The organism is Moorena sp. SIO3E8, from assembly GCF_010692445.1.
In the GTDB taxonomy this organism is placed as follows: Bacteria; Cyanobacteriota; Cyanobacteriia; order Cyanobacteriales; family Coleofasciculaceae; genus Moorena; species Moorena bouillonii.
In genome coordinates, this window is record NZ_JAAHHM010000089.1 from 14175 (window position 1) to 28624 (window position 14450).

A 14450-nucleotide genomic window follows, 5' to 3' on the forward strand; every position below is an offset into this window, starting at 1 on the left:
CTGACGATTTAGTTAAACGAAGTTAGATTTCTGAATAAGTAACCAACAACTAAGCCAATCACCAGCGCCGCAGCCTGACCAGAATCAATAAAGTTTTGCCAGGCCGTCTTGATTTGACCAAGTACATCTGGATCTTCAATAGTTTGAGCCAAAACTAGCCCATCGATGGGTAAGTGAGAGTTCAGCCATCCCAAGACATCAGTCCAATCGCTAATGCATAATAACGGAACTATTGCTGTTTGTATGCCTACAATCACCATTGCTCTGCTTTCCTATACCTTAAATCTTTTAGTGAAACCTTGATTTTACCTGCATTACGACCAGTGTCATATCATCTCCGTTAGTTGTTGTACCAGTAAACTGCTGCACTTGCTCAAATAGGTAATCTAAAATTTCCTGAGCAGTATAACTATGTTCACAGGCCCACTGGAAGCTTTGAGTTAGATTGTCCTCATCAAAGCGATGGCCATTGAGATTGGCTGCCTCGGTCACGCCATCAGTGTAGTAAATAATGGTATCCCCTGAATCTAGCTGCACGTGAGAGTCTTCGTATTGAGAATCAACTTCTAAACCAATCAGCATTCCTGCGGTATCCAAGGGTTTGATAGAACGGGTTGATGCCTGCCACAACAAGGGGGGATTGTGAGCGGCATTACTATAGGACAAAATCTTGGTTTTGGGGTCGTACTCAGAATAAAACAAGGTAACGAACCGATGGGAATTTTCCAAGTCAACATACATAACCCGGTTCAAGTGTTCGAGAATGCGTGCAGGGGAGTGACCGTTTAGCACTTCTGCTCGCAGCATTCCCCTGGTCATAGTCATAATCAACCCAGCCGGAACCCCTTTTCCCATCACATCACCAATCACAATGCTCCAAGGTAAATAAGCACTGTGGTCATCAGTGAGATGAGCATCCCCGGAGTTTTTCGGTCCAAGCTGGTCGTAGTTGGTGGGAATGAAATCGTAGTAGTCACCTCCAACACGGTTAGCGGTTTTACAGAAAGCCGCTAATTCCACCCCTTCAATTTCAGGGCATTGGCGCGGTAGTAGGCGGATTTGGATATCGGCACCAATTTCTAACTCTCGATCTAAGCGTTCTTTATGGCGTAGCTCAACTTTAAGTTCATCATTAGCGATCGCTACTGCAGTTTGGTCAGCCACTAACCTTACCAACTTCTGTCGTGTTGGTGTCCAATTATATTGTGGGTCATGGCTAAAGATATACAAATGTCCTTGTTCAGCATTTTTAAGCAGAATGGGAAGACTAAACAGTTTGATATTGGGTTCAAGATAATCCCTCAAGACTTTATCAAAGGATGCCTGAACTAGTTTCATCGAAGTTGGTGTCTGCTGAGAATTCCCCCCTTGGCCATTAGGACTTGTCACTTGGTGGGTGGTCTTTTCTATGGCTTTACGAATAGTCTGACCCACCTGAGGGTTCTGGTAGTGTAGGTCAGAGCGTTGTACCTGACCATCTCGATTAAACAAGATTAAAGCTCCCCCATCGGCATCACTGACCCGTGCTGCCATTAGAGGAATTAACTCTAAAAACTGATTGAGATTGTTGAAGCTGCGTAAGGCAAACCCCAATGAGCTTAACAAATCTTGAACCTTGTGCTGTTCTCGATAAAGACGTGCCACCAGTTCTTTGAGGGTGGACACAGGGTTTTTCTTAGCACCAGCATAGGAGCTGGTGCTATTGGTTGAACTTGAGGGTTGGTGGGGAATGGGCAGTGCTGTCATTGCATCAGGTGTTAGGAGCGTTACCAGTTATGCTGCACAAACCATCAGGTTAATCAGGAGTTAGAACAGATGTCTACTCAGGTTTTGTCAAGCAGCTGTTGCTGAAACTGTTGACCTGTGAAGCCTACGATGGCTGACCCTGGATCTTCACGGTAGTTTTGCTTAGGTATTGATTCAACCATGTAGGATAACTAGCGCAACAGTATGGCATCCTACAGTAGCACTGATTGCCATTTTTAGCTATTCCAAAAGTCCCAACCTATCATTCCAACTGACCTGATTTGTCTAATGATAGCCCTAATTACATTCAATGTTATTCCGGGAATCTTCTGAGTGCTGAGGGCTGATGCATTAATTAATAGAACCCCATGATTTGGCATTCCACAAATTTTATCTTATTATAGTTTTATAGGAATAGTTTTGGAAAATCAACTGATGAACAAGTGCGTTGGTACTACTGAAGCGGCATCTCTGTTAGGAATCTCCTCTAGACGATTGCGACAACTCCTAAGCTCTGGCCGGGTTAGAGGTGCTTATAAAAGCGGTAAATTCTGGATTATTCCCCTGTTTAACTATCTGCCTCAAATTATTAAAGGCAAACGTGGACCAAAGGGTAAGTGGCGTAAAAATCGTCCTCCGGCTCTAGCTAAGATCAATGTCAACCGCAATCACATTGGCTCGAATATGCACAAAAGTCCCAAAGACCGGAAGCCAGTGATTTCAGTAAAACGAAGCGGCAACAATCTATACGGAAACGAGGTAGAAATCCTCGGTCCATGTCGGATTGTCTATCAGCCTGATAACCCACTCGATTGTGGCGCTCGTCTGTGGATCGAAACCTTCAGTGATGTTCACTTCATCGGTGGGTGCGGCTCGTTCTAGCTAGGAGCCTCTAACAACTAGAGGGGTATGAGCTAGGGGATTCGCGAGGTCAAACACCTCGAAATCCTAACTATTTTCCGGATGATGGTGAAAGCCCATCCCTTGAGGAGACAAGTGACTCTTTATCTGGCCACACCGAGTAGGCGGCAACCTACAGAGTGAAGCTGGCAACAGGGCGGAATCAGAGGTGAAACAGATTATCCACACTGCCGCTAATGAGGAGATGACATGGGTAAAATAAGTCCTAAAAAAGTGTCTCATAAAGAAAACACAATCTGAATAAAATCGTGTGTATTTCATCCTTTTATTCTCACGACATTATCCACCGGATAGTCGTAAACTCCGAGGAAAGGATAGGCAAAGTGGACTACCCTAAATCATCAAAACAATCTGGGAAACGGAACGAGTAAAAACGATGGCAAAACACATGGGTCTGAAGAACGGTCGTAACTTCGGTAAGCTATGCCAAGCCTAATCCCCACCATCGGGTAAGATGTCCTCAAAACTGGGGACGGGTATTCAGAATACACAAACCAATGGAGAGTATGGGTAGACACAGAGGAAAATCTAGTGACCTATGGAAAGGACAAAAGTGGAAAATACTCCGCCGGAACCTTTTCCGCCTACAGCGGCGCGTGTATAAAGCGGTTCAAGCTGGCGACTTGAGGAAAGCTCGGTCTCTGCAAAAACTGATTCTGAAATCTCGTTCAGCACAGCTATTGGCCGGAGATGAAACCTTAGAAGAGTGGAGCCTTAATTAATAATTTTTAACCCTTTTGCGCAAGAACCTCAAACTGTAAAGGCTCCACTCTTCTTGCGGTAACTTCTAACCATCCGTCAAGTAACACAGCTCAATCAGGGCAAAAAAACCGCCGGTATAGACGGTAAAACTGCACTGAATTACAAAGAAAGATTAGAAGTTCTTGAAACCATGAGGCAAAACGCCCTCGACTGGCATCATTCCGGTCTCCGAGAAATCCCAATTCCCAAAAAGAATGGGAAAGTAAGGATGCTCAAGATACCAACAATCGCAGACAGAGCATGGCAATGTCTAACAAAATTCGCCCTCGAACCTGCACACGAAGCCACGTTCCACGCCCGTAGCTACGGGTTCAGAACCGGCAGAAGTGCCCATGATGCCCAAAAGTATGTGTTCGATAACCTCAAATCACACTCAAACGGCATCAAGAAAAGAGTAATCGAACTAGACATCAAAAAGTGTTTCGACCGCATCTCCCATAAATCCATAATGGATAGGTTAATTGCACCAGCAAGTTTGAAGACTGGGATATTCCGATGCCTCAAAGCAGGAGTTGACCTGGAATTTCCTGAGCAAGGAACCCCACAGGGAGGAGTAGTCAGTCCACAAAAGCGCCAATATTGCACTTGATGGAATAGAAGATTTACACCCTAGCGTCCGGTACGCGGACGACATGATTATCTTCCTAAAACCAAAAGATAATGCTGAAAAAGTTCTGACGAAAATCAAGACATTTCTGGCAGAGCGCGGGATGGAAATCAGCGAAGATAAGACCAAGATAACCAAAACGACAGACGGATTCGATTTTCTAGGATGGCACATGCGTGTCAAACTAAACGGAAAGTTTCACTGTACTCCCTCAGCGGAGAACCACAAAGCTATTCGTAGGAAGATTAAGACCGTAGTTAACAGCTCGAATTATGGTGCAAAAATCAAGGCTAAGAAACTAGCCCCCATCATACGTGGCTGGAGGAATTACCACAAATATTGCGACATGAGCAGTTCTCGCGACAGTTTATGGTTCATGAATCACACCGCAAACCGGAAATTCCGCAAAGAAAAGAAGGTTAACCGGTGTCAGGCCGACGAACTATGTAAGAAAGGCTTCCCCGCAGTAGGGTATGAACAGAACAAACACGTAATGGTGAAAGGGACTAAGTCCCCTTATGACGGAGACTTAGTCTATTGGAGCAAGAGAAATACCACTCTTTATTCCGATGCTACCGCAGAAGCTTTGAAGAAACAAAACCATTCCTGTGGATATTGCGGAATGAAATTCATTGATGAAGAAAGAGTACATCTCCACCACATTGATGGAAATCACAACAACTGGAAGAGGAACAACCTCATGGCTGTTCACCTAAGCTGTCACCAATACATTCACGGGGGCAAGTCGTTCGCGAAGCGTCGCCTTTGGCCGTAGGCCACGCTGCGCGAACGGCGATAAGACTAGGATATCTAGGAGCCGTATGAGGGGAAACCTTCACGTACGGTATGACAGGAGAGGTGCCCCGGGTAATACCGGGCATCGACTCTAATCAGTTTTCCCGCTAGTAGCTAATTAACGTCAGTTCAGGTTAAGACCATTTTTTACTAATTTTAGGAAGTCATGGGAGTTACAGCCAACGAAAAAATAAGGGTTTGAGCTTATCCTGAATTCAGCTTAAACTAGAACAAAATGATCTTGAAGTTTGAAAGATAATTGAGATAAAAGAATTTTCTCAATCGTGAACTTGAGGCTGACTATCTCAGCTAATTCCATGTTTCTCCGCTTTCGTTTAATAGTTCCTTCAAGTTCTTTAAAATAATGCGAGTGATCGGATGTTCCTCTCCTAATTGTTTAACAGCAATCTCCAGGGCCTGTTGGTAGAGGGATTCAGCCTCTGTTTGTCGCCCCTGGTTGTGGAGGATGGTTGCCAGGTTATAGAGGATGGTTGCCAGATCAGGGTGCTCTTCTCCGAATAGCCGTTTATTAATCTCTAAGGCTTGCAGAAAAAGGGATTCAGCCTCTGTATACCGCCCCTGGTTAGAGTACAGTTCTGCCAGGTTGTGGAGGCTGTTTGCCACATTAGGGTTGTCTTCTCCTAGTAGTCGTTTCGTCATCTCTATGGCTTGCAGATAGAGTGGTTCAGCCTCTGTGTACCGCCCCTGGTCAGAGTATAGTCTTGCCAGGTTGTGGAGGCTGGTTGCTAGATCAAACTGGAATACTCCTGGTAGTCGTTTCGTCATCTCTATGGCTTGCAGATAGAGTGGTTCAGCTTCAGAGTACCGCCCCTGGTTCTTGTACAGTAAAGCCAGGTCATTGAGGCTGATTGCCACACTAGGGTGGTCTTCTCCAAGTAGTCGTTTCCTCATCTCTAAGGCTTGCAGATGGAGGGTTTCAGCTTCAGAGTACCGCCCCTGGTTAGAGTAGAGTTTGGCCTGGTTGTCGAGGCTGCTTGCCAGATCTGGGTGGTCTTCTCCTGGTAGTCGTTTCCTCATCTCTGAGGCTTGCAGATAGAGGGTTTCAGCTTCAGAGTACCGCCCCTGGTTAGAGTACAGTGTTGCCAGGTTGTCTAGACTGTTTACCAGATCTGGGTGGTCTTCTCCTAGTAGTCGTTTCCTCATCTCTAAGGCTTGCAGATAGAGTGGTTCAGCCTCTGTGTATTGTCTCTGGTTCTCGTACAGTTGTGCCAGGTTGTCTAGACTGTTTGCCACATTAGGGTGGTCTTCTCCAAAAATCTGTTGGCTAATCTCCAAACATTGCTTACCCCAAAACTCTGCTTTCTTGTACAATCCCTGAACATGATAGAATCTACTCAGCCAAATAGAGAGATAGAATAAATATTTATTTTCTAGCCACTGTTTTAGTTCTGTTGCCGCTTCAGCTACGTGAGGTAATAATTCTAGTGCTATTGTTTCCAACTGCTCTTGTTGATGCTCTACTGGGTGAGAGTGTGCTTCTTCTACCATTGAGATACAAAACATTTCTTTGAGTGCCTCTGCTAAAGGCATTTGTTCTAATTTATCTCGAAAGTATTGCCGTACTAATTGGTGAAGTTGATAGTATCCTTTCTCAGTTTTCTCAACCAGATTAAAACTTAAGAGAGTTTCTTCTATCACTTGATACCAATCTCTAATCAATCGTGATTTGTTCCTTATTGAAGGAATCAGTACTGAAACCAAGCCTGAGAATAAGCGTGAAAATGTTGGAAACCAACGCTGTACGATAGATTTATGATCAGTATTAATTGGAGGTAGACTCTTCTCCACTATTGTCCATTTAATCGGAGCTAAAGCAAACAGGCTCAAGAAACATCCTAAAAACTGAGCTTGAGAGTCTAAATCTTTCCAAATTAACTCCAATGCTGCTTCTACCCCTTTATTTGTCGTTATCTCTCCTGATGAGTTCAGTAATTTGAGATGGCTTTGCTCGAGTTCCCGTACTACCCTTGCTAACTTCCAATCTGAGTGTCTCTTCAAAAAGGATCCAATCAACTCCAGACCTAGTGGCAGATACTCTAGTTTGTCACAGATTTGAGAAGCTTCTACTGGTTCTTCTTCTAGTCTTGACTCACCGATAAAGGAAGCTAACAACTCCAGGGCTGTTTCTTTCACTGATACAGATGGTTGATCTTGCTCTCCTAGCAAATTTTTATTTATCTCTAAGGCTTGCTTTAATAGGGGTTCAGCCTCTTTATATCGTTCTTGTTTCTCATATAGATTAGCTAGATTACTAAGAGTTGCTGCTACATTTGGGTGTTGTTCTCCTAGGGACTGTTTATAAAGCTCTAAGGCTTGCTTAAACAGGGGTTCAGCCTCTTGGTATCGTTCTTGTTTCTCATATAGATTAGCTAGATTACAAAGAGTTGCTGCCACAGCTGGGTGTTCTTCTAGGGACTGTTTATACAGCTCTAAGGCTTGCTTTAACAGGGGTTCAGCCTCTTGGTATCGTTCTTGTTTCTCATATAGATTAGCAAGAGTACTAAGAGTTGCTGCTACATTTGGGTGTTGTTCTCCTAGGGACTGTTTATACAGCTCTAAGGCTTGCTTAAATAGGGGTTCAGCCTCTTGGTATTGCCCCTGCATTGTGTAATTTCCTGCCAACATGAGGATGGTTTGTGGCACACAAGGGTGTTGTTCTCCTAGGGACTGTTTATACAGCTCTAAGGCTTGCTTAAACAGGGGTTCAGCTTCTTGGTATTGCCCCTGCATTGCGTAATTTCCTGCCAACATGAGGACGATTTCTGTCAGATCTAGGTGTTGTTCTCCTAGCCATTTTTTTCTTATATCTAAGGCTTGCTTTAACAGGGATTCAGCTTCTTCATATCGCCCCTGCATTGGGTAATTTCCTGCCAACATGAGGAGGATTTCTGTCAGATCTAGGTGTTGTTCTCCTAGTAAGTGCTTCCTGATCTCTAAGACTTGCTTAAACAGGGGTTCAGCTTCTTCATATCGCCCCTGGATTGTGTACAGATTAGCCAACTGACCAAGGCAAATTTCTACATCTGGGTGTTTCTCTCCTAGTAACTCTCTATACAGTTCTAAAGCTTGCAGATTCAAAGATTCAGCCTCTTCGTATCGTTCCTGTCTTGAGTAAAGTGCTGCGAGGTTGTCAAGGGTTTGTGCCACATGGGGGTGTTGTTCTCCTAGTAACTGCTTCCTTAGCTCCAAGACTTGCTTTAACAGGGGTTCAGCCTCTTTGTATCGCTGCTGACTAATGTAAAGTAAAGAAAGGTTATTTAAAGTGCATGCCAGGTCTATTGGTCCTTGTTTATAGATTGGCCTCGGTCCTACTAGTTGCAGGTAGAGGTGTTCAGCTTCCTCGTATCGCCCCTGCCCATAGTAAAGATAAGCTAGGTCGTTGAGGTTACTTGCTACATCTGGGCTTTTTTCTCCTCGTAACTGTTTATTCAGTTCTAAGGCTTGCTTTAACAGGAGTTCAGACTCCTCGTATCGCTTTTGGCACTCATACAATCCTGCTAAGTTTTTGAGGCTTTCTGCCACAGCTGGGTGTTCTTCTCCCAGCCTGCGTTTGCTAACCTCCAAACATTCCTTATACCAAGGCTCTGCTAAGTTGTAGAATCCCTGACCTTCATAAAATCTACCTAGCCCGATAAATGGCCAAATTAAATCATCATTTTCTAACCACTCAGGTAATTCTTTCGCTGCTTCTGCCAGGTGAGGTATTGATAGTATTATCAGTTCTATTTCCTCTTTTGTTGGGGTATTTGAGATAGACTTTGATTGTTCTACCATCACTTTACAGAAACTCTGTTTGAGTGTTTTTGCCTCTGGCAGAAGCTCAAGTTTATCTCGCAAGTATTGCCGCACTAATTGGTGAAGCTGGTAAGTTTTCCCTTCTGTTTCCTTGATTAGGCTGAGATTAACCAGTTGCTCATCTCTGGCTTCTTCCCATTCTTCTTCATCCTCGGCCAGCTGACACTGCATCACTAACTCCCACTTCACCGGAGCCAGAGCAAATAAGCTTAACAAATATCCTATTTTCTTTCCTAACTCATCCAACTCCTTCCAGCTCAATTCCAAAGCTTCTACCACCCCTTTGGGTGATTCGGGAGAGATTTTTTGTAACGGCTTGCTTTCTAAACGCTGCTGCTCCAATCGCTCCATCATTCTGGCTAGAGTCCAATTGGGGCGGCGTTTCAAGAAGCGTCCTACTAGCTCTAAACCCAAGGGCAAGTTCCCTAACCAGTTACAGAGGTTTTTGCCTGTTTCTAGTTCTGCTTTTAATCGGTATTCTCCAATGAAAGAGGCTAACAGTTCTAGTGCTGTGTCTTCCTCCAATACTTCTAGGCGTAGCTGCTCAAATGATTCTGCTAGCCAAAGCTTGCGAGTAGTAATCAGTACTTTGAAACGCTGTTCTAGAGGGGGTAGGTAGTATTGAATTTCCTCGTAATTTCTGACATTGTCCAGGATAATAAGAACATCACCCGATGGCTGCCACCTAGACCAACAGTAATCCAAGCGGTCTCGCAACTCCCAATTATCTGGAGGATTAAGATTGAGCTGAGACTGGGCAAATCTTAGTAATTGTACTCCTACGTTGGATTCTTCTACCTGTATCCAACAAATCCCACCGGGATAGGTAAATTGTTGTTTTTGGCCTAGGGCATATTGTATAGCTAGTTCAGTTTTACCTACTCCCGCCATTCCCGTTACCACAGCGGTAATGGCAATTCGCTCCTTATCCTGAAGCTGCTGGTGTAGCGATTCCAGGTCTTGGTCTCGACCAACAAATTTGACTGCTCCACTGCGAACTCTTGCTAAGTTGTGAGGAATTGTCGTAAGCTTTTCCAAAAACTTACGGATGAGTTCTGCTTCCGGAAGGTTAAAAGTATTGTTTTCAATTTTAATATCACGCCCTTGACCGATGTTGATGTTGCCACTACCCAACTGTACAATATATTGATTTCCTTTAAAGATTAGCACATCTCGCAGGGCGGCTAGGTCTGAATCAGTTTGATTTCCTTCGACAATACGCCGTAATATGGCGTTTAAATCTTCTGAATTCATCTCAATTTATGGATAAGAGGCTAATTACCTAAATGTATATCCCTGGCTTGACCGATATTAACATTTCGATCTCCTGACATATTGAGATTTTGATCGTTAGTGCCAACCAATACATCACCACCGGCATTTATTGCTCCTGGCTTTTCAGTTATTTCCTTTGGCTTTTTTTTCAACAACTCGGCTAGATCTCTTGCTAGCTCTGGTTCTTGCTCTAGTAACTTTTTTAGTTGCCTCTGAAGTGCATCCAATGCATCTGGATCATCAGGAGAGTTAGCTAACTCCTCTGCTGCTCCTTTTGCCAATGGCTTGGCTTCTAACTTCGGTTGCAACTTACCCCATACAGCTGTCGCTTTCCTCCAAACATCCTCACCTAATGTTTGAAGCGCGCCTTCTACTACCTTATTTCCTGCTTTCAGTAGAAATGGCAGACAGGGCGCTAAAAATTTCACCAATAAAGTACTATCCATAATCCATACTTTTAATTATAATTAAGGTCTATATATTTTATCCTTAATTATCCTAGAAGTATAAAAGCAAATAATAAAAATTAATAATTACTATATAGCGGTTTCTAACCTGATGGGGGGACATGAGCTATGAAAAGCTTACTATATAAGGCTTTGAGGCCAATGAGGGCTTGATACAGTCGGAAATTGACCCTCGATTCATTTCCTGGAAGCTCAAAACCTTATAACTATGTCCAAGGTCGCGCCCAAAACAGCATGTATCTTTTTGTAACTTAAAGTCAGTTCGGGTTAAGACCATTTTTTACTAATTTTACAAAGTCATGGGAGTTACAGCCAAGGAAAAAATAAGGGTTTGAGCTGATCCCGAACTCAGGTTAATTACTAATTACCGATTTTTCTCTAATAGGCATTCTGCAGCTTCTAGCATATCTGCAGCAATATCTCTGAGGTCTTGCCGATTCTCTAGATATGTCGATAACGCATCCATCGGATCAATACTGTTACCTATACCCAGTTCCGGCAACCGGGGACGGGCTAGCTGGCTGACTAATTCTGGACGAATGGTATAGTGGTGGGCTGGCCTCAAGGATTCATGTATCGCAGTATTGTCAATTAGGTCGAGCTGCTCAGAACGTAGCTTGTAAATCAGCCGGACTATAGCGTCTTTAATAGTTTCGTTACCAATAGCGTTTAGTAAAGTATTTTGGGGATCATCTGCTTCAGCAAGGTTGACCTCAATGGTACGGAAGGGTCGCACTGATAAGGGACAAAATTCCCACTGAACGTGACCTTTGGACAGCTCAATCATAACATAACCTTTGTCTTCCTTCTCTTCACTGAAATCGACCCGCTCAATGCTGCCAGGGTAAATGACTGGAGGGTCATTGGAGTGGTTGAGATTCTGGTGATGGTGGATGTGTCCTAAAGCTACATAATCAAAGCAGGGTCGAGTCAGCAGCGAGAGCGGAATAGTAAAACCTTTACCAACTGCGAGGAAGCGCTCTGCACCAAATCTAGCTTGGTCTGCCATTAAATGACCTAACAAGACCGTTGGCAGGTTTGGGTCAAGTTGACGAATTTCTGCTTCTAAGATTGGCTCAAGCCGTGAGATCAGGAGTTGGTTAACCTCGGCTAGGGTTAGACCTTCGGTGTCTGGGCGACTGAGAAGGGTGGAGTTGGTTAGCCACGGTAGAGTAATCACCTGTACCGGACCATTGTCGGTTTGAATCTTATGAGTGGTGATGGTATCTCCTACTACAAATCCAGGCACACCTAAGGTGCGGTAAATGCATAAGCTAGCACCTCCTTGTCCTTGGGAGTGTTGGTCGTGATTTCCTACTAATAAAACTGTAGGAATATTTGCATCTACTAAGCGGCGAAATTGATTGGCAAAGGCTTGTTGAACATAGGGTGGTGGTGTGGCATCGGGAAAGGCATCACCGCCAAAAAGAACTAAATCCACAGGTTCGGTAATGGCTCGGTCAATACATTTAGCTAGGGTATTGACAAAATCCTCTAAACGTGTATTTATGCCAGTAGCAGGGTTTATTCGTCCATGGGAGAAGCCACTACCCATGTGGATGTCAGATAGGTGAAGAATTTTGATCATTGGCGATGATATATAATTTCGATGTGATAGATGAACATACTCTGTCAGGGAAAGGCAAGAGGCATGCTAGCAAGAGGCAATAGGATAAGCCATGTTGCTCAAACGTTGCTGAAAATGTATGGGTTATTGGTCAAGAATTTCAGCTTTCTAGCAAAAGGAGCCTCACAACGAACATGCGTAGCATGAGTGTTTAAAGTTACCGTAAGGATAGGGTCGCCTTTATGGTTAGGAGGCTATGGGTAAAAGGGTTAAAACTTTTTGATTAAGGCTCCACTAACAATCAGGTTTCGTCTCCAGGGAGGAATTTTGCACAGAGTCTTTCGGGAGAGGAAGACGAGCTATAAAGCTTCTGAGCAACTCTGAGTAGGTCATCCCCCTCCTGTCGGCCTCTTCTTGTAATTGCCTTTTCTCAAATTCGGTAACTCTAACTACAAGCTTTTGATTTTTCATTATGGGTTGACACTTGTTGCTACGACTGCTAGACTAATAATAGGTCGAAAAACAGGAATTGACAACAATGAGAACAGCGTATCAATATCGGTTAAGGTTAACAAAGTTACAGGAAGCAGAGATAGAGAGATGGCTTGATATGTTACGCTACCAATACAATTACTTGCTTGCTGATAGGTTTAACTGGTATGAGCAAAATCGTTGTTCCATCAACTCCTGTCCTTTAGTTTGCCACTTACCAGAGTTAAGAAATAATCCCGATTACTTTTCCCAGAAGAAAACTCTACCTCAGCTAAAGAAGGACAGACCTTGGTATAAAGCTATCCATGCGAATGTCTTACAAGATTGCGTCAAAAAAGTAGACTTAGCGTTTAAAAAGTATCTAAAAGGCGACTGTAATGGCAAGAAAAGCGGTAGACCTAGATTCAAAAGCAAAAACAGATACAAATCCTTAACTTTTTCTGCCTTTTCTAAAAATCCTATTCAAGGAAATAAATTAAATCTACCTAAGTTTGGATGGGTAAAGATGATTTACCATCGACCTATTCCAGATGGATTTAAAATAAAAACTGCTACAGTCACACGTAAAGCCGATGGGTATTATGTGACATTGTCTTTACAGGATAACACCGTTCCCAATGTAATTCCGATAGAACAAGCATCAAACCCTATTGGGATAGACATGGGATTAAAGTCTTTTTTGATCAGCTCCGATGGTACGGAGGTACCAATTCCCCAGTATTACCGGAAAGCTCAGAAACGACTCAAGAAAATCCAAAAAGCTGTCACCAGATCTAAAAAAGGTAGTAACAACAAAAAGAAAGCTGTAAGTCAACTGGGAAGAGCTCACAAAAAGGTAGCTGACACCCGAAAATATTTTCATTTTAAAACGGCAAAAGAGTTGCTAGATAATTATGATCTAGTCGCTCATGAAAAGCTTAATATCAAAGGACTAGCCAAAACCAGAATGGCTAAGTCGGTTCTAGATGCTGGCTGGGGGCAATTTCTGTCAATACTTTCAACCAAAGCCGAGAATGCTGGGTTAGTCACGGTTGCAGTAAATCCTCGAAATACCAGTCAAAACTGTTCTAATTGTGGAACAAAAGTACCCAAAAAACTAAAAGACCGCATTCATTATTGCCCTTATTGTGGTTACACAAAAGACCGAGATATAAATGCGGCGATCAATATATTGAAATTGGCGGTGGGGCATCCCGTCTGTAATAAAGCTGTGTGATTCGTTGGCTATAAACCTTATCCACAAAGGATTGGGGAGACTAGCCACAAGGGTTAAAACCTTGATAACTTGATAACCATGTTGGTGAAATACCAACCCTCGTGAAATCCGAGTGACAGCCTTACCCCTATCCACTGAGAAATAACAAGCTCTAGGATAAAGCGGGGTCGAACAGCGAAGCACTGTCAGCCTAAAGACGGTGTTAGTAGCAGGCAAAGAGCTCATGAGTACCAAAAGGAAGATATGCCAAACCATCGTAATGCTGACGTAGCGAAATAAAAGGCTGATACGCTACAGACAAATAGTCAACGGAATAAAACAGGATTATAAGGTTAGCTTTCCTTATAATGATTTCCCTAAATTCCCGGTGGAAAGTATCACTCTAAAAGCTCAACAGAATGGTTGTCAGGAACGAAGTAACCCCCATAGGCACTCTTGAAGAGGTCGGTCTTCAAGTAGGTTGTTAGCCGCAAGTCCTATGAGGGAGAGATTGAGTCAGAAGCCAAAGCCTAGAGTAATGTCTAGGATAAGCCAACAGACTCACGTGATAGGAAAAGGTATAGCTATGAGTAGCAATCAATATGTCTAAAGCTAGGGGGTTCGCCCCACAGTCGGAATGGAATCAGGTCAATTGGCGAAAGCTAGAACGAACTGTGTTTAAGTTGCAAAAACGGATATACCAAGCCTCTCAACGTGGTGATGTTCGAGTGGTAAGAAAGCTGCAAAAGACTCTGATGAAGTCCTGGTCAGGAAAAATGCTAGCGGTAAGGAAGGTAACCCAACAAA

Annotated in this window: 11 protein-coding genes and 2 pseudogenes; 8 read left to right on the forward strand and 5 right to left on the reverse strand. The window is 43.5% G+C overall.

The genetic code is table 11. The features are described from left to right. Positions 1–8: 8 nt before the first annotated feature. Together F6K46_RS27500 and F6K46_RS27505 are read right to left on the reverse strand one after the other, a co-directional pair. Positions 9–260, reverse strand: coding sequence for a hypothetical protein (locus F6K46_RS27500; RefSeq protein WP_198954156.1), 252 nt, complete (start codon positions 258–260; stop codon positions 9–11). Positions 261–288: 28 nt separating this feature from the next. Further along, complete coding sequence (locus F6K46_RS27505; RefSeq protein ID WP_293063166.1) at positions 289–1746, reverse strand: GAF domain-containing SpoIIE family protein phosphatase; 1458 nt, start codon at positions 1744–1746, stop codon at positions 289–291. A gap of 435 nt (positions 1747–2181) precedes the next feature. Between F6K46_RS27505 and F6K46_RS27510 the strand changes: the two genes are divergently transcribed. From F6K46_RS27510 to F6K46_RS40305, 6 genes and pseudogenes are all read left to right on the forward strand, one after another. Then, positions 2182–2628 carry a helix-turn-helix domain-containing protein gene (locus F6K46_RS27510; RefSeq protein WP_293063168.1) on the forward strand — a complete coding sequence of 149 codons (447 nt, stop codon included), beginning with the start codon at positions 2182–2184 and terminating at the stop codon, positions 2626–2628. A gap of 536 nt (positions 2629–3164) precedes the next feature. Next, positions 3165–3389 (forward strand): reverse transcriptase N-terminal domain-containing protein, encoded by a 225-nt coding sequence (locus F6K46_RS27515; protein ID WP_293063170.1) that lies wholly within the window; start codon positions 3165–3167, stop codon positions 3387–3389. A gap of 71 nt (positions 3390–3460) precedes the next feature. After that, positions 3461–3508: pseudogene (locus tag F6K46_RS40290) on the forward strand (hypothetical protein); the annotation flags it as partial. Between the two features lie 51 nt (positions 3509–3559). Further along, entirely contained in the window at positions 3560–4018 is a 459-nt protein-coding gene (locus F6K46_RS40295; protein WP_366510775.1) for a reverse transcriptase domain-containing protein, read from the forward strand. 43 nt (positions 4019–4061) lie between these two features. After that, positions 4062–4385 (forward strand): annotated as a pseudogene (locus F6K46_RS40300) (group II intron maturase-specific domain-containing protein); the annotation flags it as partial. A gap of 27 nt (positions 4386–4412) precedes the next feature. Next, positions 4413–4811: an HNH endonuclease gene (locus F6K46_RS40305; protein WP_366510776.1), complete on the forward strand. Its 399-nt coding sequence runs from the start codon at positions 4413–4415 to the stop codon at positions 4809–4811. 329 nt (positions 4812–5140) lie between these two features. Here F6K46_RS40305 and F6K46_RS27525 read toward each other — a convergent pair whose 3' ends face one another. From F6K46_RS27525 to sbcD, 3 genes are all read right to left on the reverse strand, one after another. Next, complete coding sequence (locus F6K46_RS27525; protein WP_293063172.1) at positions 5141–9901, reverse strand: tetratricopeptide repeat protein; 4761 nt, start codon at positions 9899–9901, stop codon at positions 5141–5143. 20 nt (positions 9902–9921) lie between these two features. Continuing rightward, positions 9922–10368 carry a hypothetical protein gene (locus F6K46_RS27530; protein ID WP_293063174.1) on the reverse strand — a complete coding sequence of 149 codons (447 nt, stop codon included), beginning with the start codon at positions 10366–10368 and terminating at the stop codon, positions 9922–9924. 385 nt (positions 10369–10753) lie between these two features. Continuing rightward, positions 10754–11977: an exonuclease subunit SbcD gene (gene sbcD / locus F6K46_RS27535; protein ID WP_293063176.1), complete on the reverse strand. Its 1224-nt coding sequence runs from the start codon at positions 11975–11977 to the stop codon at positions 10754–10756. Between the two features lie 517 nt (positions 11978–12494). On the opposite strand from sbcD, the gene F6K46_RS27540 reads away from it, so the two are divergent. Together F6K46_RS27540 and F6K46_RS27545 are read left to right on the forward strand one after the other, a co-directional pair. Beyond that, a complete protein-coding gene (locus tag F6K46_RS27540) occupies positions 12495–13664 on the forward strand; it encodes a transposase (RefSeq protein ID WP_293063178.1) in 1170 nt (389 codons plus the stop codon). 581 nt (positions 13665–14245) lie between these two features. After that, on the forward strand, positions 14246–14450 hold a 205-nt coding region (locus F6K46_RS27545), incomplete at its 3' end, for a reverse transcriptase N-terminal domain-containing protein (protein ID WP_293063180.1).

Coding starts and splice junctions, on each gene's coding strand:
- sbcD (WP_293063176.1), bottom strand. CDS start 11,977: ATGATCAAAATTCTTCACCTATCTGACATCCACATGGGTAGTGGCTTC.
- F6K46_RS27500 (WP_198954156.1), bottom strand. CDS start 260: ATGGTGATTGTAGGCATACAAACAGCAATAGTTCCGTTATTATGCATT.
- F6K46_RS27525 (WP_293063172.1), bottom strand. CDS start 9,901: ATGAATTCAGAAGATTTAAACGCCATATTACGGCGTATTGTCGAAGGA.
- F6K46_RS27540 (WP_293063178.1), top strand. CDS start 12,495: ATGAGAACAGCGTATCAATATCGGTTAAGGTTAACAAAGTTACAGGAA.
- F6K46_RS40305 (WP_366510776.1), top strand. CDS start 4,413: ATGAATCACACCGCAAACCGGAAATTCCGCAAAGAAAAGAAGGTTAAC.
- F6K46_RS40295 (WP_366510775.1), top strand. CDS start 3,560: ATGAGGCAAAACGCCCTCGACTGGCATCATTCCGGTCTCCGAGAAATC.
- F6K46_RS27505 (WP_293063166.1), bottom strand. CDS start 1,746: ATGACAGCACTGCCCATTCCCCACCAACCCTCAAGTTCAACCAATAGC.
- F6K46_RS27515 (WP_293063170.1), top strand. CDS start 3,165: ATGGAGAGTATGGGTAGACACAGAGGAAAATCTAGTGACCTATGGAAA.
- F6K46_RS27510 (WP_293063168.1), top strand. CDS start 2,182: ATGAACAAGTGCGTTGGTACTACTGAAGCGGCATCTCTGTTAGGAATC.
- F6K46_RS27530 (WP_293063174.1), bottom strand. CDS start 10,368: ATGGATAGTACTTTATTGGTGAAATTTTTAGCGCCCTGTCTGCCATTT.